General features: G+C 62.8%; 21 protein-coding genes and 2 pseudogenes. 8 read left to right on the top strand and 15 right to left on the bottom strand.

Going from position 1 to position 21783, the window contains the following annotated elements:
* Positions 1–35: 35 nt before the first annotated feature.
* From preA to BHE01S_RS26945, 3 genes are all read right to left on the bottom strand, one after another.
* On the bottom strand, positions 36–1313 hold the full coding sequence (gene preA / locus BHE01S_RS26955) for an NAD-dependent dihydropyrimidine dehydrogenase subunit PreA (RefSeq protein ID WP_042269249.1): 1278 nt from the start codon (positions 1311–1313) through the stop codon (positions 36–38).
* Between the two features lie 62 nt (positions 1314–1375).
* Positions 1376–2770 carry an NAD(P)-dependent oxidoreductase gene (locus tag BHE01S_RS26950; protein ID WP_042269247.1) on the bottom strand — a complete coding sequence of 465 codons (1395 nt, stop codon included), beginning with the start codon at positions 2768–2770 and terminating at the stop codon, positions 1376–1378.
* A gap of 122 nt (positions 2771–2892) precedes the next feature.
* Positions 2893–4158: a Zn-dependent hydrolase gene (locus BHE01S_RS26945; protein WP_042269245.1), complete on the bottom strand. Its 1266-nt coding sequence runs from the start codon at positions 4156–4158 to the stop codon at positions 2893–2895.
* Between the two features lie 346 nt (positions 4159–4504).
* Between BHE01S_RS26945 and BHE01S_RS26940 the strand changes: the two genes are divergently transcribed.
* The 6 genes from BHE01S_RS26940 (at position 4505) to BHE01S_RS26910 (ending at position 13195) form a co-directional block, all read left to right on the top strand.
* A complete protein-coding gene (locus BHE01S_RS26940) occupies positions 4505–5224 on the top strand; it encodes a TetR/AcrR family transcriptional regulator (RefSeq protein ID WP_042269372.1) in 720 nt (239 codons plus the stop codon).
* Between the two features lie 333 nt (positions 5225–5557).
* A complete protein-coding gene (locus BHE01S_RS26935; protein WP_042269243.1) occupies positions 5558–6046 on the top strand; it encodes a MaoC family dehydratase in 489 nt (162 codons plus the stop codon).
* Positions 6043–7725 (top strand): PHA/PHB synthase family protein, encoded by a 1683-nt coding sequence (locus tag BHE01S_RS26930; RefSeq protein WP_042269241.1) that lies wholly within the window; start codon positions 6043–6045, stop codon positions 7723–7725. Before BHE01S_RS26935 ends, BHE01S_RS26930 begins: the two co-directional genes overlap by 4 nt.
* Before the next feature lie 223 nt (positions 7726–7948).
* Positions 7949–9865 (top strand): NHL repeat-containing protein, encoded by a 1917-nt coding sequence (locus BHE01S_RS26925; RefSeq protein ID WP_042269239.1) that lies wholly within the window; start codon positions 7949–7951, stop codon positions 9863–9865.
* Positions 9866–11620: 1755 nt separating this feature from the next.
* Positions 11621–12202, top strand: a complete 582-nt coding sequence (locus BHE01S_RS26915; RefSeq protein ID WP_042269237.1) for a hemerythrin domain-containing protein — start codon at positions 11621–11623, stop codon at positions 12200–12202.
* A gap of 231 nt (positions 12203–12433) precedes the next feature.
* On the top strand, positions 12434–13195 hold the full coding sequence (locus tag BHE01S_RS26910; RefSeq protein ID WP_042269235.1) for a YoaK family protein: 762 nt from the start codon (positions 12434–12436) through the stop codon (positions 13193–13195).
* Between the two features lie 37 nt (positions 13196–13232).
* On the opposite strand, the gene BHE01S_RS26905 is transcribed toward BHE01S_RS26910, so the two are convergent.
* The 11 genes and pseudogenes from BHE01S_RS26905 to BHE01S_RS26860 all read right to left on the bottom strand — a co-directional run bounded on the left by BHE01S_RS26905 (position 13233) and on the right by BHE01S_RS26860 (position 19599).
* Positions 13233–13529, bottom strand: a complete 297-nt coding sequence (locus tag BHE01S_RS26905; protein ID WP_042269233.1) for an H-NS histone family protein — start codon at positions 13527–13529, stop codon at positions 13233–13235.
* A 115-nt stretch (positions 13530–13644) separates the two neighbouring features.
* Positions 13645–13974, bottom strand: coding sequence for a hypothetical protein (locus BHE01S_RS26900; RefSeq protein ID WP_042269231.1), 330 nt, complete (start codon positions 13972–13974; stop codon positions 13645–13647).
* Positions 13975–14057: 83 nt separating this feature from the next.
* Entirely contained in the window at positions 14058–14651 is a 594-nt protein-coding gene (locus BHE01S_RS26895; RefSeq protein WP_042269229.1) for a J domain-containing protein, read from the bottom strand.
* Positions 14652–15074: 423 nt separating this feature from the next.
* Entirely contained in the window at positions 15075–15272 is a 198-nt protein-coding gene (locus tag BHE01S_RS26890; protein WP_042269226.1) for a hypothetical protein, read from the bottom strand.
* Positions 15273–15353: 81 nt separating this feature from the next.
* The gene (gene phaP / locus BHE01S_RS37150) at positions 15354–15647 is read right to left on the bottom strand and encodes a TIGR01841 family phasin (protein WP_084069275.1); all 294 of its coding nucleotides are present in this window, start codon (positions 15645–15647) and stop codon (positions 15354–15356) included.
* A 420-nt stretch (positions 15648–16067) separates the two neighbouring features.
* Positions 16068–16352 (bottom strand): hypothetical protein, encoded by a 285-nt coding sequence (locus BHE01S_RS37145; protein WP_084069273.1) that lies wholly within the window; start codon positions 16350–16352, stop codon positions 16068–16070.
* Between the two features lie 221 nt (positions 16353–16573).
* Positions 16574–17296, bottom strand: a complete 723-nt coding sequence (gene arsH, locus BHE01S_RS26880; protein ID WP_042269224.1) for an arsenical resistance protein ArsH — start codon at positions 17294–17296, stop codon at positions 16574–16576.
* A 74-nt stretch (positions 17297–17370) separates the two neighbouring features.
* A pseudogene (locus BHE01S_RS26875) lies at positions 17371–18244 on the bottom strand (arsenic resistance protein).
* A gap of 23 nt (positions 18245–18267) precedes the next feature.
* A complete protein-coding gene (locus tag BHE01S_RS26870; RefSeq protein ID WP_042269222.1) occupies positions 18268–18762 on the bottom strand; it encodes an arsenate reductase ArsC in 495 nt (164 codons plus the stop codon).
* A gap of 24 nt (positions 18763–18786) precedes the next feature.
* Complete coding sequence (locus tag BHE01S_RS26865; RefSeq protein ID WP_042269220.1) at positions 18787–19263, bottom strand: ArsI/CadI family heavy metal resistance metalloenzyme; 477 nt, start codon at positions 19261–19263, stop codon at positions 18787–18789.
* Between the two features lie 12 nt (positions 19264–19275).
* The gene (locus BHE01S_RS26860) at positions 19276–19599 is read right to left on the bottom strand and encodes an ArsR/SmtB family transcription factor (protein ID WP_042269218.1); all 324 of its coding nucleotides are present in this window, start codon (positions 19597–19599) and stop codon (positions 19276–19278) included.
* A gap of 159 nt (positions 19600–19758) precedes the next feature.
* Here BHE01S_RS26860 and BHE01S_RS26855 point away from each other — a divergent pair, with 159 nt between their 5' ends.
* Both BHE01S_RS26855 and dmeF read left to right on the top strand, forming a co-directional pair.
* Entirely contained in the window at positions 19759–20031 is a 273-nt protein-coding gene (locus tag BHE01S_RS26855) for a metal/formaldehyde-sensitive transcriptional repressor (protein ID WP_042269215.1), read from the top strand.
* Between the two features lie 7 nt (positions 20032–20038).
* The gene (dmeF, locus tag BHE01S_RS26850; RefSeq protein WP_042269212.1) at positions 20039–21304 is read left to right on the top strand and encodes a CDF family Co(II)/Ni(II) efflux transporter DmeF; all 1266 of its coding nucleotides are present in this window, start codon (positions 20039–20041) and stop codon (positions 21302–21304) included.
* Here dmeF and BHE01S_RS26845 read toward each other — a convergent pair.
* Positions 21229–21783, bottom strand: a pseudogene (locus BHE01S_RS26845) (hypothetical protein); the annotation flags it as partial. The gene dmeF and the pseudogene BHE01S_RS26845 sit on opposite strands and share 76 nt — an antisense overlap.

Below are 21783 nucleotides of genomic sequence, written 5' to 3'. Positions count from 1 at the left end.
TTCGGTTCGGCTCGGCTCAGTGCTGTTTCAATGCGTCAGGCGGCTTTCGGATCGGCCACGCGTGCCGGGTTGTTGGGATGCGTGGTCCAGTTCGCGTAGCGGCCCGAGTCGACGCGCTCCATCGTGATGCATTGGTCGACCGGGCAGACATGCATGCATAAATTGCACCCGACACAGTTTGCGTCGACTACCTCGAAGTGACGCTTGCCGTCGCGCGTGGCGGTAATCGCCTGATGCGAGGTGTCCTCGCATGCGATATGGCAGAGCCCGCACTGAATACAGCGGTCCTGATCGATGCGCGCCTTGATGTCGTAGTTCAGGTTCAGGTACTGCCAGTCGGTGACGTTGGGCACGGCGCGGCCGCGAATGGCGTCGAGATTCGCGTAGCCCTTGTCGTCCATCCAGTTTGAAAGGCCGTCGATCATATCGCTGACAATTCGGAATCCGTAGTGCATCGCGGCGGTGCACACCTGCACGCTTGCCGCGCCCAGCACGATAAATTCGGCGGCGTCGCGCCAGTCGGAAATGCCGCCGATACCGGAGATGGGCAAGCCGTGCGTTTGCGGGTCGCGCGCGATTTCCGCCACCATGTGCAGCGCAATGGGCTTCGCGGCGGGGCCGCAGTAGCCGCCGTGCGTGCCTTTTCCATCCACGGTGGGCAGCGGCGCCATCACGTCGAGATCGACGCCCACGATCGAATTGATCGTATTGATGAGCGAGACGCCGTCCGCGCCGCCCTTCATCGCCGCGCGCGCGCCGTGGCGTATGTCGGTCACGTTGGGCGTGAGTTTCACGAGGCAAGGCAGGCGCGTACCCTCCTTCACCCAGCGCGTGACCATTTCGATGTATTCGGGTACCTGCCCCACGGCCGCGCCCATGCCGCGCTCGCTCATGCCATGCGGGCAGCCGAAGTTGAGCTCCACCGCATCGGCGCCGGTAGCTTCCACTTGCGGCAGGATCCACTTCCAGTCCTGCTCGGTGCACGGCACCATCAGCGAGACGATGAGCGCCCGGTCTGGCCAGTCGCGCTTCACCTGCGCGATTTCCTTGAGGTTTACGTCGAGCGGCCGGTCGGTAATGAGCTCGATGTTGTTCAACCCTGCCATGCGCTGGCCGCGCCACGTGGTGGCGCCATAGCGCGAGCTCACGTTCACCACGTGCGGATCGAGCCCGAGTGTTTTCCAGACCACGCCGCCCCAGCCCGCTTCGAAGGCGCGGTTGACGTTGTAGGCTTTGTCGGTGGGAGGTGCGGAGGCAAGCCAGAACGGGTTCGGCGATTCAACGCCGGCAATCGTGCAGCGCAGGTCGGCCATGATGCGACTCCTTCGTGTTGTCTGGATTCAGTGTGCTGCTCGCCTGGATCAAGCTGCGCAGTTCAAGCGGCTCTGGCGGACTGACTCGCGAGGTAGCGGTCGATCGCGCGCGCGGCGAGCTTGCCGTCCTGCACAGCCTGCACGGTGAGATCGGTTGCGCCATGGCCCGCGCAGTCGCCACCCGCGAATACGCCTTCGACGGATGTCGCTCCATGCGCATCCACGGCAATGCGCGCGCCGCCCGCGGTAAGTTGCAGGGCGTCGGGGCCAACCAGGCCTTCTGGCAAGAGCTTTTGACCGATGGCTTTCAAGACCATGTCGGCTTCCACGCGCACGATCTCGCCGGTGCCGCGCAACGCGCCGCCCGCATCGAGCGCGGTGCGCTCGAACTCCACGGCCTGCACGCGGGTGTCGCCGGTAATGCGCAGCGGCTTCATCCATTCGACCAGCACCACGCCCTGCGCGCGTGCGAATTCCTGCTCGGCCCAGGTGGCGCTCATCTGCGCCGCGCCACGGCGATAGGCCAGCGTCACCTGCTCCGCGCCCAGCTTGCGGCTTTGCACGGCAGCGTCGATAGCCGTATTGCCGCCGCCGATCACCACGACCTTGCGGCCCACCGCTAGCGTAGAAAGTTCGTCGGCTTCGCGCAGGCGTGCGATAAATTCCACAGCATCGCGCACGCCATCGAGCGCTTCGCCTTCAATGGCAAGCGCCTGCGTGCCGCCAAGGCCCACGCCAATGAACACGGCGTCATAAGCGGCGCGCAGCTCCGTAAGCGTGACGTCACGGCCAAGCCGCTGGCCCTGACGTATTTCGATCCCGCCGATGGAAAGCAGCCATTGCACTTCGCGTTGCGCAAAATCGTCGACGACCTTGTACGCTGCGATGCCGAATTCGTTGAGCCCGCCCGGCTTCTCGCCCGCGTCGAACACGCTCACGCGATGCCCGGCGAGCGCCAGCGTATGCGCGCAGGCAAGCCCCGCCGGTCCGGCCCCGACCACGGCAACGCGCCGTCCCGTCTCACCCGCGCGTTTGAAGAGCGCCGGCGCGCCGGCGGCTTCGCGTGCCATCTGAAAGTCGGTGGCATGGCGCTGCAGCGCGCCGATCCTGACTGGTTCGCCATCCTGATGATTCCGCACGCACGCGCCTTCGCAAAGAATTTCGGTCGGGCACACGCGCGCACACGTGCCGCCCAGCGGATTCGCGCTCAATATGTCGCGCGCCGCGCCCTTGAGATTGCCGTTGCCGATCTTGCGGATAAAGCCCGGAATGTCGATGCCAGTCGGGCAGGCAGCGACACAGGGCGCGTCGTAACAATAGTGGCAGCGGTCGGCGGCAATGACGGCTGCGTTGGCGGAGAGTGGCGGTGCGACGTCGGCGAAGTTGCAGCCTAGCTGCTCGGCCGTGAGGCGGCCAGGCGCGATGCCGTCGGCGGCATTCGGGTTGGACTGGGACATCCGGGTGCTCCTTGCGAGGCAAAACACGGGTCCGCCGGCTGTGCATGACATGCGCAGCCGGTACGTGGGATAACGTAAAAGACAGCGCGGCTCTCAGGCCGCTTGCGTTGGCATCACAGGCGTCAGCCGGATTCGTTCGCGCGTTCGAGCATGGCGTGCAGCAGCACGTTCGCGCCCGCCTCGATCCATTCGATCGTCGCGTCCTCGACCTCGTTGTGACTGATGCCGTCGATGCATGGCACGAACACCATCGAAGTCGGCGCGACCGTTGCGAGATAGCACGCGTCGTGGCCCGCGCCCGAAACGATCTCGCGGTTCGAGTAGCCAAAGCGCTGCGCCGCCGCGCGCACGGAGTTCACGCAGGCCTTGTCGAACGGCACCGGTGCGTAATAGAAAATCTGCTCGACCTGCGCTTCGAGTTTGCCTTGCCCGGCAATCCGTTCGATGCCTTCGCGCAACTCGGCGTCCATCTGCGCGAGCACGTCGTCCTGGGGATGGCGGAAATCGATGGTAAAGAACACGCGGCCCGGAATCACGTTGCGCGAATTCGGGTGCACCTGCATCATGCCGACCGTCGCACAGGCTAGCGGTGCATGGCGCAGACCAATTTCGTTCACGAGCTGCACGACACGCGAGGCGCCCAGCAGCGCGTCGCGGCGGCGCGGCATGGGCGTCGGGCCCGCGTGCGCTTCCTGCCCCGTGAGCACGACTTCGTACCAGCGCTGCCCCTGCGCGTCCGTCACGACGCCGATCGTCTTGTTTTCGGCTTCGAGTATCGGCCCCTGCTCGATATGCAGTTCGAACGCCGCGTGAATCTTGCGCCCGCCGCACGGCAGTTCGCCCGCATAGCCGATGCGCTGCAACTCCTCGCCGATGGTCTTGCCGTCGACGTCCTTGCGGGAGAGCCCGTAGTCGAGCGTGAAAACGCCCGCGAACACGCCGGAGGCGACCATCGCTGGCGCGAAGCGCGAGCCTTCCTCGTTGGTCCAGATCACGGTTTCAACGGGGCGCTCGGTTTGGATGCCGTGATCGTTGAGCGAGCGGATCACCTCGAGCCCGCCCAGCACGCCATAGATGCCATCGAAGCGCCCGCCCGTGGGCTGAGAGTCGGCGTGCGAGCCGGTCATCACCGGCGGCAGGTCGTTGTTGCGCCCCGCGCGGCGCATGAACACGTTGCCCATCTGGTCGACGCTCACCGTGCAGCCCGCCTCTTTCGCCCATTGCACGATGAGATCGCGCCCTGTCTTGTCGAGATCGGTGAGCGCGAGACGGCACACGCCGCCCTTGGGCGTGGCGCCGATTTTCGCCATCTCCATCAGGCTGTCCCACAAACGCTGGCCGTTCACGTGAATCGCGGTCGTCAGCGCGGCTTCGCTTACTGCGTTCATGCGTGTCCTCCTGTCCGTGTTCGTCAAACGTGCATTCGTGCCACCTTCCGGGGCGGGAAGCGCCATGGCGGTGCACACTCGAATGGCGCATCGCGGCTCCCGAAACCTCGCTCCGCGAATCCTGTCCGATTGGACAGGTTGTAGGCGATAAACTTCGCGAATTCAATGCGGTGTTACCAGCGAGAAGCGTGCCACCGATGCTGCAGTGCGCGAAAGCCCGCCCGCGTTCCGCGCGTTTTTCCCGAGGGCGGTGAATGCACGAGGTGCTTACATCGTGGCTACAATGAAGCCGACACGGCCGTGGCAGCCGTGCGCCGCCTCTTCGCTTCTGAACGGACCGACCATCATGCGCGACGACGAACCCACGACACGAGCCGCGGCCCACGCGATGCGCGGCACGGCGCTCGAACGCGAAGCCGCTGACGCAGCGCACAAGCCGCGCCGGCGCAAAGCCGCCATTCGCGAGTCGAACGAAGCCCATCTGCTCGCCTGCGCGGAGGCGGTGTTCGCCGAGCGCGGCTTCGAAGGCGCGAGCACCGCGCTGATCGCGGAGCGTGCGGGCCTGCCGAAGGCCAATCTGCACTACTACTTCCCGACCAAACTCGCGCTCTACTGGCGCGTGCTCGACGATCTGTTCGAGGAATGGAACGCGGCCGCCAATACCTTCGACGCGAGCGACGATCCGGTCGAGGCCATTGGAGGCTACGTGCGCGCGAAGATGGAACTCTCGCGGCGCAGGCCGCTTGGATCGAAAGTGTGGGCGAACGAGATCATCAGCGGCGCGACGCACATGCAGGACATCCTGCTCAAGCGCGTGAAGCCGTGGATGGAAACGCGCGTGACGCTGATCGATCACTGGATTGCGCAAGGATTGCTCGCGCCCGTCGATCCGAAAACGCTGCTTTTCATGATCTGGGCGACCACGCAGCACTATGCCGATTTCGAGGCGCAAATTCGTGCGCTCTCGGGCAAGCGCGCACTTTCAACGGCGGGGTTCGACGCGAGCACCGAGGAGGTGGTGCGGTTGATCTTGCGCGCGAGCGGCGCGCGATCGCCTGGGCTCTGAGCGAAGCGGCGACGGTGTTCTGCTCGCGCAAACGTGGCACGCGCCGCTTGCCTCCCTTTTTCCGCCTCATCCGATAACAAACGGATAGAAACGGATAGCAAACGCTGGCGCGAAATATTAAAAACATGGCGTCCAATCGTAAATGCAAGTTCTGCATTTGCCGTATTGTGCGATCTCAGTCGTGAACCCAGTACCGACGACACTTCGTGTGAAGAATCACGACATGACGCACGGGCCGCGACAGCATTCTCCACCCCGCTATGCGAGGTGATCGTCTTTCCCGCACGGACCGGCAAGACGGCCGAATGCGCTCCCATTTCCTTAGGATCACATATGAACGACATTGCAGGATACGACTTCGAAGACCTGTCACCAGGGATGAGCGCGAGCTTCGCCAAGACCATTACCGACGCGGATATCGTGCTGTTTGCCGGCGCGTCGGGCGACAACAATGCCGTGCACATCGATGAAGAGTTCTCGCGCAAAACGCCCTTCAACGGACGCATTGCGCACGGCATGCTCAGTGCAAGCATCATTTCCGCGGCCATTGCGGGCCGGTTACCCGGCCCCGGCACGATCTATCTCGGGCAGAACCTGCGCTTCAAGGCGCCGGTCAGGCCGGGCGATACGGTGCAGGCCACGGTGACGGTACGCGAACTCATTCCGGGCAAGCGCCGGGTCGTGCTGGACACCGTTTGCACCGTCCAGGGCAAGGTTGTCATCGACGGCGACGCGCTCGTCATGCCCACTTCGCACGCGGATCGCACTAGCGAAGCACGTTGCGCAGACGCTTCGACGAATACCGCAGTGGAACCGGCATGAACCATCACTTCAATATGCCGGACGAGGTTGCGCACGGATTTTCCCACTCGGCGACGGCCTTCCTGAGCGCATGGGCCGGCATCCCGGCGAGTGCAGCCGTTGCGCCGGCTCTGTTGCATGGAGCCGGCACTCGCTACTGGGAACAGCAGTGGTCGCTGTGGACGAACATGCTGAACCCGCAGGCGGCGGCCGCCCAGTCATGCCGCGACCAACGGTTTCGGGCAGACGAATGGACCAGCAACGCCTGGTACAGCCTGCTGCGGCAGAGCTACCTGGCCAACGCGGGCCTGCTTGAAGACATGGTCGGCGCGACGGGCCATGACGAAAGTGAAAAGCACAGGTTGCGCTTTTTCATGCGCCAGTTCATCGATGCGGCGAGTCCCACCAACTATGCTGCGACCAATCCCGATGCGATCCGGATGGCCATCGAGTCGAACGGCGAAAGCCTTCGTACAGGCATGACCAATCTGTTTGGCGACCTCGCGCGCGGCACCATTACGATCACCGACGAAGCCGCCTTCGAGGTGGGCCACAACGTTGCCGTGTCCAAAGGCGCGGTGGTCTTCGAGACGCCCCTGTTTCAGCTGATCCAGTACGCGCCGCTCGGCACGCACGTAGCAAAACGTCCTTTGCTGATCGTGCCGCCTTGCATCAACAAGTTCTATATTCTCGACCTTCAGCCCGAAAACTCGTTTGTGCGTTTCGCCGTCGAGCAGGGACAAACGGTATTCATGGTGTCGTGGCGCAACCCCGATGCGGAAACTGCGCAAACGACGTGGGACGACTATCTGGAAGCCGGCGTGATGCAGGCAATCGATGTCGCGCTTGCGATCACCGGTGCGGACAAGGTCAACACGTTAGGCTGGTGTGTTGGCGGAACGATCCTCTCTTCGGCGCTTGCGGTGATCCGCGCGCGCGAAGAAGAAAAAGTTGCGAGCCTGACGCTCCTGACGACCATGCTCGACTTCACCGATCCGGGCGATCTCGGCGTGTTCATCGACGAGCAAACCGTGTTGCAGCGTGAGCGCTCGATAGGAAGCGGCGGCATCTACCCGGGGCGGGAACTCGGCTTCGTATTCCAGATGCTGCGCGCCAACGATCTGATCTGGCCTTATGTGATCAACAACTATCTGAAGGGAAAGCGCCCCGCGGCGTTCGACCTGCTCTACTGGAACGCAGACAGCACCAATCTGCCCGGCCCGATGTACACCTGGTACCTGCGCAATATGTACCTGGAAAACAACCTGCGCGAGCCCGGCAAGCTCACCATGTGCGGCGTGCCGGTCGATCTCGGCCGCGTCGACATGCCGGCCTACGTACTGGCGACCCAGGAGGATCACATCGTGCCGTGGAAATCGGCGTGGCGCAGCACCCGGCTTCTGGGCGGTGAGGCCCAGTTCGTGCTCGGCGCGAGCGGACACATCGCGGGCGTCATTAATCCGGCGAAAAAGAACAAACGCAGCTATTGGGTCGGCGGCGCGAACGGCAATCCTGAAAGCGACGCCGACGGTTGGTTTGCATCTGCGCAGCAGACTTCGGGCAGCTGGTGGAATCACTGGATCGCGTGGCTGCAGCCGCACGCGGGTGGTCAAGTCAAGGCGCGCACGAAGCTGGGAAACACGAAGTTTCGGCCAATCGAGCCCGCACCCGGGCGTTATGTCAAGGCGCGGGCGGATTGAGCCCTTGCGCGAGCAGACACAGATGCGCGCTGGGTCATTCGCCGCGCATCTTCTGGCGAAGTTCAGGTACGCATTGGAACGCTGATCGCGATTTACTGACTACACTCCGGATACACGTGCTCACACAGCACGACCTCCCGATTGCGGCGTCGCTTTAACATCGGTCATTTTATGCGCCGCGATTCACGCCATCGCGGCGCGATGTCTATGGGAAGCACTGCGCATGATCAAAGGCCGGGTTCGCGCAGCATTGCTGGGTCTTTTCGTCGCCGTAATTGCACCTGCCAGCTACGCGCAATACACGACCGACTGGCTCGCCAACACCTTCGGCACGCTCGCCGCACACGTCGGTAACGGCGCGCGCTCGATGTGGGTCGCCCCCGAGGGTGTCATCTATACGTCATCGCGCTGGGACGAAAACGCGGGCGGTGTCGCGCTCTATCAGAACGGCGCAACGCTCGGCACCATTGGCGCGCACGACGAGTTCCAGGGCAGTGCGATCACGGGCAACGCGACGTCGATCTTCGTCGCGCTCGGTTATAGCCGGGCATTCGGCAGCGGATCGGTGGGCCGCTACGACCGAAGCTCGAACACACGCGACCTTCGCATCGCCGTGAGCACATGGACCGGCATCCAGAACGCGGACGTGATCACCGGTCTCGCGACAGCGGGCACACTCCTCTACGCCAGCGACTATTACGGCAATCGCATACGTGTGTACACAACCGACGGCGTCTGGCAGCGCGACATCGGCGTCCAGCAACCCGGCGCACTCGCAGTCGACGGCGCAGGCAACGTCTGGGTCGCGCGCGAGAACGCAGGCGTGATCGCACAGTTCAGCCCGGCTGGCGCGCCGATGAACACGATCCAGATGGCCGCGGGCGCCCGGCCATCGGCACTCGATTTCGACGCGCCGACGAACCAGCTGCTGGTTGGCGACGAAGGGCCCGACATGAACATCAAATGTTATGCCCTGACCGGTGTGCCGGCGCTGGTCGGCACGTTCGGCGTGCAGGGCGGCTATCTCGACACCACGACGGGCATCAAGGGGCAGGTCGGCGACAAGCGCTTCACGCGCGTCGTCGGTATCGGCAAGGATGCAGCGGGCAATCTGTACGTGCTCAACAACGCATGGGGCGGCGACTGGGACCTCGGCCGCAACGGCAGCACCGACATTCATTCGTACAACTCAACGGGCACGCTGCAGTGGACCTTGCAGGCGCTCAATTTCGAGGCGATCGCGGCGCCCGACCCGGCGACCGATGGCGCGAACTTCTATAGCGGCAATACGATCTACACGGGTACATCGGGCGGCACGTTCCTGGCGAACACGATCGATCCGTTCAGTTGGCCGGCCGACCCGCGCCTGAACATGAACGACTATCAACGCGGCCAACTTTTCGGGCAGCTCGTAGTGGTGGGCGGCAACCGCATTCTCGTCGCCTCCGGGCAGAATCCCGACACGTTCAACTTCTTTCATTTCCAGCCGTCGAGCGGATACATTGCCATCCCCGACGGTTCGATCCCGGGCAAGGCGTTCAACACGAATACGAAGGTGACGGCCGGCTTCTCAATCGACGGTAACGGCGACGTCTGGGCAGGCCTCGACCGGACCAACCAGATTTATCATTACCCGCTGACCGGCTTCGACGCGAACGGCAAGCCGTCATGGGGCGCCGCCAGCACGATCCAGATCCCGCGGACCGTGCGCCCGCTCACGCGAATCATCTATCAGTCGGACAGCGACACGATGATTCTCGCGCAAGGCATCGCGGGGAGCTGGGACTGGACAGCGATGAACGGACACATCGAGATCTATCACGGCTGGAAAGCGGGCAACATGAGCGCGCCGGGGCCGGTGATCGATCTCACGAGCGCGAATCCGAAATCGATCGCGGCGGCGGGGCACTACCTGTTCGTCGGCTACGTGCACACGGTTCCGAATATCGACGTGTTCGACCTCGATACCGGCAGTCTTGTCACGACATTGACGAACTCGAACCCAACGACGATGGACGTCGGCAACGACGTGGATTCGATGTACGGCATTCGTGCGTACCTGCGCTCGACCGGCGAATACGTCGTCACGAAAGACAATTACAACGGATCGAGCGTCGTCGTTTATCACTGGCACCCGTGACGACTGTCCATGGAGGTGCCTTTGCATCAGGACGCGCTGCCGGGCCTGACCCCGTTCAGGTCTGAACGGCGCCGGGTTCCCGAACCTACGCCATTCGCTAGTCTTTCTTCGCCAACCCGTTCCAACTCAACTGCCAGCCCTGACAATCCACATATAGGCCATGTCGTTTACCGGGTCTGCGAAACATACGAGTGCGATTGATTCGCAATGCGAATCAAATGAGAGATGGCGCGGATTTCCAGTCGCCTTATTCTGCCGCGATAAGTCATTGCGCTCCGCTTATGAGAGGCGCAGTCGCAACGAAGAGAGTTCTTCTGAACAATGCCGACGACACGCATCGGGAGGAACGTGTGGGGAACATCGCTTGCGCGCCCGTTGACATACGCGCGGAGCGGCTTTGCGCGGGCAGGTCGCGTGTTTGAAGCGGCTTGCGCGAAACAGGGGGGAACCATGATCCGATCAACGAAGCAGACCGTGGTATGGGTGCTCGCTTTGGCCCTGTCGGGTGCGGCTTATGGCGCAGCCGGCGGTAATGGCGGTGGGAACGGTGGCGGCAATGGTGGAGGTCACGGCGCCGGTGCGGGCGGTGGTCACGGCTCTGGCTCTGGCTCTGGCTCTGGCTCTGGCTCGGGCTCGGGCTCGGGCTCCGGATCTGGCGCAGGTAGCTCGGGCGCAGGCGGCTCCGGCGCAGGCAGTTCCGGCGCAGGCGGCTCCGGCGCAGGCAGTTCCGGCGCAGGCAGTTCCGGCGCAGGCAGTTCCGGTGCAGGCAGTTCCGGTGCAGGCAGTTCCGGCGCAGGCAGTTCCGGCGCAGGCAGCTCCGGCGCAGGCAGTTCCGGTGCAGGCAGCTCCGGCGCAGGCAGCTCCGGTGCAGGCAGCTCCGGCGCAGGCAGTTCCGGCGCAGGCAGTTCCGGTGGCAGTAGCGCCGGTGGTGGTAACTCCGGCGCAGGTGGTAGCTCGAGTGCGGGGAGTTCCTCAGGTAGCGCGAGTGCAGGCGGCCCAGGCGGACCTTTAGGCCGCAGCGCACCGGGCATGGGTGCGCCTACGGCCATGGTGGAAATCGTGCCACCTCCTCCACCGGCGCCGATCATCGACGCGCCGGTTACCAACGCATACGCCCCACCGCCGCAACCTCCTGATTCGGCTCAACGCATGAGAACAGTGGCAGTGCCCGCACCAGCGAGGAACGACTATGCCCCGCCAGCGAGCGTAACCATGTCGGTCCGAGGCGCAACCAACGGCCCCCCCAGTGCGCCCGTTGCGAACTTCGCGCCGCCGCCGGGCGAAGTGCGTTCGGCCCCCGTTGCGGTTGCGAGGCCAGGTGCCGAGCCGGTTGCGAACGACTACGGCCCGCCAGGCGTGTCCGGCATGGGCAGCGGCGCGGGCTACGGCGCCGGTCCCGCCCGGGCTGCGAACGGCGATGGCCCGGCGGGCGGGGGCGGAACAACCAAAGCGGGTTTTGCCGTGGACACGGGCGGGTACGAACCCCCCATCCTGACTCCAACAAGCACACCCTGACCGCATTCATGCGCTCCCGAGGCAGGTCGCATCGATATCGGCACGGTGACGAATCGCCGTGCCGATATCCGCTGCCCGGACGTCCGTTAGCGGCCCGCCCAGCGACCAGAAATTGACAAGAATCAATGCATCGTGAAACGCCGGGCGCATAGTGAATCAGCCGCGGCTGACCACACAGCGCTGTCCCCACTCCCTCTGCTCCCTTGCCCAAGGTCGGCCGCTCCTCTCACGGAGCCCGACATGGAACTCGCCACCCGCCGCAATGCGACACAAGTGATCCTGAGCGAACACCGCCGCCTGAAGAGTATCGTCAGCGGCATGTTGCGTGTGGTCGATGGCATGGCGTCCGGCTCCGGCCTACGCAGCGCCATGCTGATGCGGGCAATGCTCTACTACATCAGCGAATTCCCCGAGCAGGTCCATCATCCCAAAGAAGAACAATATCTTTTCGCGCGGCTTCAAGAACGCACCGATGAATTCGACGCTGCCATCGGGGAACTCGCGCGCCAGCACGAGGAGGGCAAGCTGCGCGTTCACGCACTCGAACGCGCACTCACACGATATGAACTTGCCGGCGCCGACTTGTTGCCCGCGTTGCGTGAGGGCGTATATGGTTACGCCGACTTCTACGCCAGTCACCGGCACCTCGAAGAATCCGTCATCCTGCCCGGCGCGCAACGTTATTTGACGCTATCCGACTGGATGGAGATCGATGAGGCGTTCGGCGCGAATCGCGATCCGTTCGAGAGTCTGGAGTCCGAGGACAATCTCAACGATCTTTACAGCTTGATCGTCCAGACGATGCCCGAAGCGCAAGGCTGAACGATCTCACCGCGATGCGCATCGCCGATTGCCCCTCCGGTCTTGCGGACCCTCGATCGAGACGCGGATCTCGCGCGAAAAAGGCACGTGCAGCCGGGTTACACGAATTCACGACAACGTGGCAAGGCCTGCGGCAAATAACCGCACCCCCAACGCGAGATGACGTTAGGCCGTGCAATCAGTCCACGTCGTACACTGTGTGTTTGGACGCTCGTAGCCTGGAACGCCGTCGTGCCCATTCACTATCTGCGCAGCTTCACCTCTATCGAACGCACCGAGCAGGCCAACCTGCGGCTTGGCCGTGCACTGGCCGGGGTCGCCGGTGCAATCAATGCCGGCGGTTTCCTCGCCGTTGGGCAATACACGTCGCATATGTCGGGCATCGTCTCTTCGCTTGCCGACAGCACCGCGCTTGGCAATAGCGACATCGCGTTGTCCGCTATCAGTTCTGTCCTTGCCTTTGCAAGTGGTGCCGCGACTTCCGCCATTCTGATCAACTGGGGGCGCCGTCGTTGCGCGCGCAGCGTCTACGCGCTGCCGCTCCTGCTCGAAGCCGCCCTGCTCCTTTGCTTCGCCGCGCTCGGTGCGAATCTCGGCATCCATCGCGTTCTCTTCGTGCCGCTGACGGTGGCTGTGCTCTGTTACATCATGGGCGTGCAGAACGCCATGATCACGAAAATCTCGCAAGCCGAAATCCGCACGACGCATGTGACCGGCATCGTGACAGATCTGGGAATCGAACTTGGGAAGGCGCTCTACTGGAACTGGGGCGTGCCAGCCTCAGCGTCGCATCACGTGGCGGCCGATATGCAGCGCATACGCATACTGGGCTCCCTGCTCGGCATGTTTTTGCTGGGCGGAACGCTGGGCGCACTGGCGTTCCGGCATTATGGATTTGCCGCGGGCGTTCCCCTATCAATGCTGCTGGTGGTTCTGGCGAGCGTTCCGGTCTCCGACGATTTGCGTCGCCTGCCGCTGCGCGACCTGTTCTGAGGATAACGTCGGTCGCCGTCGGCCGATACCGTGCAACTCACTCGCTTATCAAAAACCGGTCGCGATTCCTGGCGTCCTTGATCCAGTTCGGTGCGCGTCCCCTGCCGGACCAGGTCGCACCGCTTGCGGGGTCCCGATATTTCGGGGGCGCCGCGCCATGCGAAAGCCCCGACCTGCCGCGACGGCTACCAAAGATGTCTTGCTGCGTGTACCCGAATTCGGCCACCTTTGCGCGGATATCGGCGAGAACCGTCTCGAACTCCTGTTGACGGGCGATGGCCGCCTGACGCTCGAGTTCCGCGAGTTGCGCCTTGAGTTCCTTGTACGTTGCCACGAATCGTCTCCTACGCGAGGACACCACTCGCTAATCATAGTGGCTTTCGCTCACGGCCCCTTCAAACGTGATCGCATACTTTTGCGGCCGCGAAAACGCCCATGCAGCAGGCCACTCAGGCCGTGACGAAGACGATTGCTCCCACGTCGGCAGCCTGGGCGAACAACCGTACGAAACGATAGTTTTGTGCCTGGATCGTCAGTTCGTTGAGCCCGGAGCGCGTGCCATCCAGTATCGCCCGAGCCACCGGTTCCGCAATCGCGCCGAGGTGCGTCCAGTCTTCCGGCAACAGCGCGGGGTCGCCCAGATAGACCTCGTTCTTCCCGCCAGGCGTTCGAACGAGAATCAGGCTTCCCCCCTTATCGAGCGCAAGCTCCAGGTACTCGGACAAGGTTGCCAATGCCTCCGTGTCGACATCGCGGGCGGCATGTGAGTTCGAAGTCATAGGATGGCCACGCTGAGTAGTGTATTGGCCACTATCGTAACCCCGCTCCTGCCTGTTCGGCTCATTTTGGCAGCGTGACGCGTTCAGGGATGTAACCCGAACATACCGTGCCAGATCGTACTAAAGAAGTTGGCTTGACGACGATCGTCGGACTTTTGCGATTCCTCGTCGCCTGCGCCGTGTGACGAAGACGGCGGCATGGCCTCCCCCGGCTCGCCGGCATTGCGCGGCGCGGCGCTGCCCGCCTGACGCGACAGATGCAGTTCGATGGCGCCGTCGGCAATGCGCCCGGCCAGTTGGGATTCGCAATCGCCGGCGAGCAGCGCGCCGAACACGACGTCGCGGTTGTAGCCTTGCTGCGCGAAGCGCATGGCAACAGACACGTACCGCGCGTATGCCTCCTGACGGGCCGCCTCCTGCAAACGCGCCTCTTCTTCCTGTTCACGGGCGATACGCCCCATCTCCTCGGCATAGACCGCATCGTAGACGCTGCGTTGCGCCGGATCGGAAAGAATCGCGTACGCTTCCTTGATCTCCTGGAACTGCGCATGCGCAGCGGCTTCGCGTCCCATATTACGGTCGGGATGCGCTTTCATCGCGGCCCTGCGGTAGGCCCGCTTGATGTCTGCGTTGCTTGCGTCGTCGCGTACGCCCAGCAAGTCATACAACGTCGCCATGGCTCGCACAAATGGAAGTGGGATGCGCTCGATCCTAGCATGCCACGCGCATACGCATCGCGCGATCGATGGCGCTCGCGAGGCGCCAACCGATCAATTGTCCTAAACAAAAGGGCGGCGGATACCGGAATCCGCCTGCGCCACCCGAGCGCAGCACGGGGTTCTCAGCGTCGAACCCGTGTCCAGCGACACCATTCGTGGTGATCGAGGTTGCGCAGCAAATCGGCCCTGCGCCGTTCGCGCCGGTAGTGAGCGGTGACACCAACTGCGGCTATTACGAGCACGATCGTGCCGGCAGCCATACCCAGCCAGGACGGGTCCACGTCAGCCTCCTCCGATCCATGCGGATCGCAACCCAATTGTGAGCAACGCACTCTGAATATAGCCCGTCCGTGTGACAGACTATGCGGTCTCGACCGCCAATCAGCGCACGCGGGCGACCGCCCTCAGGAGCGCGTCGCCTTGAGGCGTCACGCGGGGCGTGGGGAAGCCGGATTCGGGCGTATCGACGACGACCAGGTGAAGATCGCGAAGCGCACCGAGTTCCTCCCGGTCCGGCTCGATCCGCCCAGGCGCATTCTTTATCAGCATCAACGTGGCAAGTTCGTGGGGGCTCAACATGGTATTTCCCTCCCGCTTGATCCTGTTTGATCACGCTTCTTCGCGACTGCGAGCGCACTCGCGACCCGGACGCGATGCGTGCTAGCGCAGTTTCGCCGCAGTCTCCGATGCGATATCCATGCATGCGCGAGTGTACCCGGCCGTCTGCGAAGCAACCCACGGCAATATCTCGACCTGGTTGCGGGCAAATTGCTCGGGCGTCTGCGCGGACAACATGCCTTCGAAGTGCTGTTGCGATCCGGCGAATATCGACCTGCAAGTTGCGAGATTCAGGCGCGAGAGTTCACAAAAACCATCGAATAGATAACCAGTCAACGTTGTGAACTTTGCGGCCCACGATTCGCTTCCCGTCGCAGCCAATTTTTGATTAGACATACTAATTTATCCCCCGTGCATCTCATCAATCGTTATGTCTGTATCGACAACGTTTGATGTATGGCGTTTCAACGCGAGTGGCGTTGCCCATTCAGAAGCAAATGGGCGGCGTCGATCTAGAACGTTCATTCTAACTTTGTTAAATCCGCCTCATGAATGCTAGTTGAGTCAGGAGTTTCCCCAATTCATTACGCGGACGGACTCACCCCGAAGTATGGCGGCGACAAATGTCGAACAGGTTTGCGAAAAGTTCACTTGTCAAATTGGGGCTCAGCTAGTCAGACAAGAAAAGATGACCGATGGGTTTCGCGCAATCCGAGGAGGCAAGACGTCAAACAAGACATCGCTGCGATGAGGATTCGTCGCAAGCGGTACGAGAATGCAACCCTGTTGCGCCCCGACCAAGGGGAAACCGGCCGATCAATGCGCGCCCGCTTTTGCCGCGTTGCGTTGCGCAAGCAGCTCGCGTATGCGCGCCAGATGCCGATCGCCAACGGCCGTATGAACGGGCTCGACTTTTCGGGCACGACGCGCAGCAGGCGGCCACGCCCCGAGGTATCTGCACAGCGCGGAAACAAACGGCCGCTTCCCTCCGCCAGCAAGCCGCCGGGTCGCTGCGGCCACGCGATCCGCCCCTACATTTGCCACCAGCCAATCCAACGCCTGACGGTCTTCGTCATTCACAATGCGAATCAGAGATTCCATGCGACGCTCCTACTGGACGTAAACACATACTGTGAATTTATACAGTATTATGCGTCGGCGCAAGGCAAGTTTGGACTGGCAGCATCCCGGCGCCGTAGCTGCGCACCAGGTTCAGTGGCGGCACCGGCGCCGCTCCGGCACGTCCGATGCCGGACAACACGTCTGCTCCGTTGGTCGAGGCCGGACTCCACCCGAATTCCAGGTCGGGGAAGGAGCGTGGGTCAGATGCCGGCCTGGTTGACGCGCTTCATTAGTTCCCCTGCGCTTTCCTTGCGTTCGCTGTACCGGTCGACAAGATAAGGACCCATATCGCGCGTGAGCAGCGTAAACTTCACCAGCTCTTCCATGACGTCCACAACGCGATCGAAGTAGGCCGAAGGCTTCATGCGACCCGCTTCGTCGAATTCCATGAATGCCTTGGCCACCGACGACTGGTTCGGGATGGTCAACATGCGCATCCAGCGTCCGAGCACACGCATCTGGTTGACGGCGTTGAACGACTGCGAGCCGCCACTTACCTGCATTACCGCAAGTGTCTTGCCTTGTGTCGGGCGGATTGCACCAACGGAAAGCGGAATCCAGTCGATCTGCGATTTCATGACGCCGGTCATCGCGCCGTGGCGCTCCGGCGAGCACCAGACCATGCCTTCCGACCACAGCACCAGGTCGCGCAGTTCCGCCACCTTCGGGTGTGTGTCGGGCGCGTCGTCCGGCAGCGGCAGGCCGCTCGGGTTGAACGTGCGTACCTCTGCGCCCATCGCCGCGAGCAGGCGCGCCGCCTCTTCGCTCAGCAGCCTGCTGAACGAGCGCTCACGCAGCGAGCCATAGAGCAGCAGAATGCGCGGCGGACGGGGCAAGCTCGTCGCGACGCGAAGGCGGTCGATATCCGGAACGCGGAACAACGCCGGATCAACCTGCGGCAGGTCACGCGTGAGATCGGACACGTTTGCCCTCCGAATTGGCAACCATCCCGTTGTGATCGATATCGATGCTGCTCATGGGGTTGTTTCCGTCAACTTCAGGCACACTCGTACCAGTTCTTCGAACGATTGACGATGCGCACGACGAGCAGCATGACCGGCACCTCGATCAGTACGCCCACGACCGTTGCCAGCGCAGCGCCCGAGTTAAAACCGAACAGGCCGATTGCCGTGGCCACGGCCAGCTCGAAGAAGTTCGACGCGCCAATCAGGGCCGACGGACAGGCGATGTTGTGCTTTTCCCCGACCGCGCGATTGAGCCAGTATGCCAGCGCCGAATTGAAGAATACCTGGATCAGGATCGGCACGGCGAGCAGCACGATGACGAGCGGCTGCTTCAGGATGGCCTCGCCCTGGAAAGCGAACAGCAGTACCAGCGTCGCGAGCAGCGCCGCGATCGACCACGGGCCAATTCTCGCCATCGCGGCCTCAAAAGCCGCCTCGCCTCCCGCGAGCAGCACCTTGCGCAGGATCTGCGCGAGGATCACCGGAATGACGATGTAGAGCACGACCGACGTAAGCAGCGTCGCCCACGGCACCGTGATCGCCGAGATCCCGAGCAGCAGACCGACGAGCGGCGCAAACGCGACCACCATGATGCTGTCGTTGAGTGCGACCTGCGAGAGCGTGAACAGAGGATCGCCGCCCGTCAGGCGGCTCCAGACGAACACCATCGCCGTGCAGGGCGCCGCGGCCAACAGGATCAGCCCGGCCACATAGCTGTCGAGCTGTGCCACTGGCAGGTGCGTATTCCATCCGGCCAACCGCCTGAAAGACGCCGGGCAGCAGCTTGCCGAGCAGGATGCCGGCGACAATGCAAAGCGCGACCCAGACGCTCAGGTATCGCTCGAAGAAGCTGATGGCCGGCTTGTCCGCAGTCTTGCGCGAAGCCGCAACGTCGGAGGTGTTCATTTGTTGACTCGAAGCAGAAGGTTTCAGCTGTGCAGGATGGCGTTGAGTGCCTGCTGAAGCTCGGCATTCGTCAGACGGTCGATGGGCAGTTCGAGCAGTTGCAGCATGCGATAGCCGATGGCCTGGCGGGTGAGCTCGAATGCCTGACGCTTGCCTTCGTCACCGCCCGATGCGTTCGACGGATCGGCGTAGCCCCAGTGGACCTTGACGGGGCTACCGGGCCAGAACGGACATGCTTCAGCGGCAGCGCTGTCACACACCGTGATGACGATGCGCATTGGCGGCGCGCCGTCCTGCGCGAACTCGTCCCAGCTTTTGCTGCGATAGCCTTCCGTATCGATACCCGCGTTCGCCAACGCTTCGAGCGCGAACGGGTTGATGCGGCCGCTCGGGGCGCTGCCGGCACTGAACGCGCGTACGTCCTTGCCGAGCTGCTTCGCCCAGTGGTTCAACATGGCTTCGGAAAGCACGCTGCGCGCGGAATTGTGCGTGCAGAGAATCAGGACGTTGGTGGTCATGGTGTTAGCAGACGCGTTGTGTGATCAACAACAGGCCGAACCGGCCGGTTTCACGGGAATGGCAACAGGCTTCCCGCCAGGCCCGCAGCAGGCCGCCGCGCCCGATGCCGGCACCGGCTGCCGGCTTTCGCCATAGACCGGGGCGGTGTCGAGCGTATGGAAGCGCTCCCACGCGATGCCTTGCGGATCGAGAATCCAGTGCTTGTCGCTGCGCGCATAGCAGCAGGTCGTCTCGCCCTGGTCGAGCAAGGTCATGTCCGCAGCCTGTGCGCGCTGCGCGAGTTCGGCCAGTTCCGCCGTGTCGTCAACCTGGAAACCCAGGTGGTCGATCCCGGCCTTCGAACCGCGCGTCGAGATCGCGAAGTTCACGCGAGGATCGTCCAGCATCCACTTCGCGTAGTCCGCTTCGATTCGCGTCGGCTCTGCGCCGAACAGCTTCGAATAGAACGCGACACTGGCTGCGATATCGTCGACGTGGACGTGAATGTGAAACCGCTTCATGGAGGTTCTCCGTCAGCATTGACATGAATCTGCGCCCGGCGCGAGGCAAGCCTGCCCCTGGCAGCAGTTCTCGGTCAGAAAGCCGAGGACTGCATTCATCTGCCCGTAGGCAGCCCGATAGATCAGGCTGCGCCCATCGCGTTCCTGAGTCACGAGCCCGGCGTGCATCAACTCCTTCAGGTGAAAGGAGAGCGTTGCATTGGGCAGATCCAGCTGTGTCGCGATGGTGCCGGGCGTCAAGCCGTCCGGCCCGGCGACAACCAGCATGCGGAAAACGCGCAGGCGCAATTCGTGAGCAAGCGCCGCAAGGGCGCGGACAACGTCTTTCTCTTCCATATTTCCAATATATTCGAAATTAAGACTGGCTGCAAGAAATTCCTGGTCAACTTTGGGTCATGCCGCGCAGCACCCAATCGATTTCAGCTTTACCGCACGATTTAGCATACCCCCCTACCCTATTTGCGTTACACTTCGCCCGCATCCAGGAGAACAGGCATGAGCCATACGATCCGCGAAAAGCAGAAGCTGCTTAACCGTATTCGTCGAATCAAGGGGCAGGTTGAAGCGATTGAAAGGGCGCTAGAGGAAGAGCGCGGCTGCATGGAAGTGCTGCAGCAGGTTACGAGCTGTCGCGGCGCCATGAACGGGCTGCTCGCCGTCGTCCTCGAGGACCATATTCGCACCCATCTGGTCGACGCGGAGCCCGACGACGAGCATGGCAGCGCAACCGGGCAGCTAATCGAAGTGGTGCACAGCTACTTCAAGTGAGAAAACGATGAGCAAGTTCGAGGACACCGCCTTTGGGGCGGGACACGACCATATCTTCCTGGGCGCTGCCCATGAGGACAACGAGCGCAGAACCTGGATGGTGATTGCGCTGTGCAGCGCGATGATGGTGGCCGAGATCGTCGGCGGCAGTCTTTTCGGTTCGCTGGCGCTCGTCGCGGATGGCCTGCACATGTCGACACACGCCGGCGCGATGCTGATCGCCGCGCTGGCCTACACCTACGCGCGCAAGTATGCGAGCGACAGCCGCTTCGTATTCGGCACCGGGAAGCTGGGCGACCTCGCGGGCTTTACGAGCGCCATCGTGCTCGCCATGATCGCGCTGCTGATCGGGTACGAGGCCGTTTCGCGCTTCCTTTCTCCAGTACCCATTCACTTCGGCCAGGCGATCCCTATCGCGGTGCTAGGTCTGCTCGTCAATCTCGCCAGCGTCTGGCTGCTCAGCGGCGACCATCATGGGCATGGGCATGGGCACGGGTACGAAGACGACCACGACCATGAGGAAGAGGCGCATCGCATCTTCGGTAGCGCGGGCGTTTTCGCCGTATCGATCTTCGAAGAGGGTGTGCCGCCCGTCTTCCGCATTACGCCGGAAACGGCGTCTTCAAAGCTGCCTGCCGATGCCGTTTCAGTCACGACGGTTCGCCCCGACGGGACCCGGCAAACTTTCGCGTTTGCCGACCGGGGGTCGTATCTGGAATCGAAAGACGACATTCCCGAGCCGCATGCATTCACGGCCGTTGTCCTCCTGCCCGATGGCGAGCATCCGATCGGGTTCGAGGAACACGCACACGATCACGACAGCGCACAGGCTGCGACGCAGCGCGACCACAATATCCGTTCGGCCTACATTCACGTTATCGCGGACGCAGCGGTTTCCGTGCTCGCGATCATCGGCCTCCTGCTCGCCCGCGCGTTCGGCTGGCTCTGGATGGATCCGCTTGCGGGCGTGGTCGGCGCCCTGGTGATTGCGAACTGGTCGTGGGGCTTGATGCGCGACACGGGACGCATCCTGCTCGACATGAATCTGGACAGACGCATGGCCGAGAACGTTCGCCACGTCATCGAGGACAATGGCGACACCGTGCTCGACCTCCATGTATGGCGAGTCGGTCCCGGCCACATGAGCGCCGTCGTATCGGTGATTACGCGAGAGGCGCAACGCAGCCCGAACTTCTATCATGCGGCGCTCAAACGCTTCAAGGGGCTGTCACACGTGACGGTCGAAGTGAATCCGGCGCGCGCCGCCGCCTGAGCGATGCCACTCGAATCGCCTTGCTGTAACGGTGTGCGCAGCTTCGTCACCAGCAGATCGATCGCCTCCTCGGTGAGGATCAACTCGGCGTCGGTGCCGTCGGCGGCGCACGCACCGATCAGCCAGTACAGGTATTCGCGCTGACTGCCTGCGATGCCGTCGAGCGAGAAGATGTCGGTCCGGTAGCCGATCTCTTCCATCGTCGCGCGCCGCAGGTCGTTGCGCAGCTTCGGGTGTCCGGCAAGGATCAGGGACAGGCTGCCGCCGCCGTCCTCGACCAGTTCCATCAGGCGCTTCAGGCCGATCAGCGTGTTGCCGTTCAGGTCGTGCGCCTCTTCAACGAACAGGGCGACAGGCCGCTTGCTCTTTCGGGCCAACTCGCGAAAGTCACGTTCTCGCTTCTCCCCTTGGGTCGGAATGCGAATCTGCTTCTCGGTCGACAAGTCGTAGAACAGCACGGCGATGAACGTGTGAGTTCG

The sequence above is a fragment of the Paraburkholderia heleia NBRC 101817 genome (assembly GCF_000739775.1).
In the GTDB taxonomy this organism is placed as follows: domain Bacteria; phylum Pseudomonadota; class Gammaproteobacteria; order Burkholderiales; family Burkholderiaceae; genus Paraburkholderia; species Paraburkholderia heleia.
Note: the sequence above shows the minus strand (reverse complement) of the source record. Positions and strands in the feature narration are given on the sequence as shown.

What these genes read in the sequence shown, in the direction of transcription:
- BHE01S_RS26950 (WP_042269247.1), bottom strand. Translation starts at nt 2,770, where the DNA reads ATGTCCCAGTCCAACCCGAATGCCGCCGACGGCATCGCGCCTGGCCGC.
- BHE01S_RS26925 (WP_042269239.1), top strand. Translation starts at nt 7,949, where the DNA reads ATGATCAAAGGCCGGGTTCGCGCAGCATTGCTGGGTCTTTTCGTCGCC.
- preA (WP_042269249.1), bottom strand. Translation starts at nt 1,313, where the DNA reads ATGGCCGACCTGCGCTGCACGATTGCCGGCGTTGAATCGCCGAACCCG.
- BHE01S_RS26870 (WP_042269222.1), bottom strand. Translation starts at nt 18,762, where the DNA reads ATGACCACCAACGTCCTGATTCTCTGCACGCACAATTCCGCGCGCAGC.
- BHE01S_RS26860 (WP_042269218.1), bottom strand. Translation starts at nt 19,599, where the DNA reads ATGGAAGAGAAAGACGTTGTCCGCGCCCTTGCGGCGCTTGCTCACGAA.
- dmeF (WP_042269212.1), top strand. Translation starts at nt 20,039, where the DNA reads ATGAGCAAGTTCGAGGACACCGCCTTTGGGGCGGGACACGACCATATC.
- phaP (WP_084069275.1), bottom strand. Translation starts at nt 15,647, where the DNA reads ATGTCTAATCAAAAATTGGCTGCGACGGGAAGCGAATCGTGGGCCGCA.
- BHE01S_RS37145 (WP_084069273.1), bottom strand. Translation starts at nt 16,352, where the DNA reads ATGGAATCTCTGATTCGCATTGTGAATGACGAAGACCGTCAGGCGTTG.
- BHE01S_RS26915 (WP_042269237.1), top strand. Translation starts at nt 11,621, where the DNA reads ATGGAACTCGCCACCCGCCGCAATGCGACACAAGTGATCCTGAGCGAA.
- BHE01S_RS26855 (WP_042269215.1), top strand. Translation starts at nt 19,759, where the DNA reads ATGAGCCATACGATCCGCGAAAAGCAGAAGCTGCTTAACCGTATTCGT.
- BHE01S_RS26940 (WP_042269372.1), top strand. Translation starts at nt 4,505, where the DNA reads ATGCGCGACGACGAACCCACGACACGAGCCGCGGCCCACGCGATGCGC.
- BHE01S_RS26900 (WP_042269231.1), bottom strand. Translation starts at nt 13,974, where the DNA reads ATGACTTCGAACTCACATGCCGCCCGCGATGTCGACACGGAGGCATTG.
- BHE01S_RS26865 (WP_042269220.1), bottom strand. Translation starts at nt 19,263, where the DNA reads ATGAAGCGGTTTCACATTCACGTCCACGTCGACGATATCGCAGCCAGT.
- BHE01S_RS26890 (WP_042269226.1), bottom strand. Translation starts at nt 15,272, where the DNA reads ATGTTGAGCCCCCACGAACTTGCCACGTTGATGCTGATAAAGAATGCG.
- BHE01S_RS26930 (WP_042269241.1), top strand. Translation starts at nt 6,043, where the DNA reads ATGAACCATCACTTCAATATGCCGGACGAGGTTGCGCACGGATTTTCC.
- BHE01S_RS26945 (WP_042269245.1), bottom strand. Translation starts at nt 4,158, where the DNA reads ATGAACGCAGTAAGCGAAGCCGCGCTGACGACCGCGATTCACGTGAAC.
- BHE01S_RS26895 (WP_042269229.1), bottom strand. Translation starts at nt 14,651, where the DNA reads ATGGCGACGTTGTATGACTTGCTGGGCGTACGCGACGACGCAAGCAAC.
- BHE01S_RS26935 (WP_042269243.1), top strand. Translation starts at nt 5,558, where the DNA reads ATGAACGACATTGCAGGATACGACTTCGAAGACCTGTCACCAGGGATG.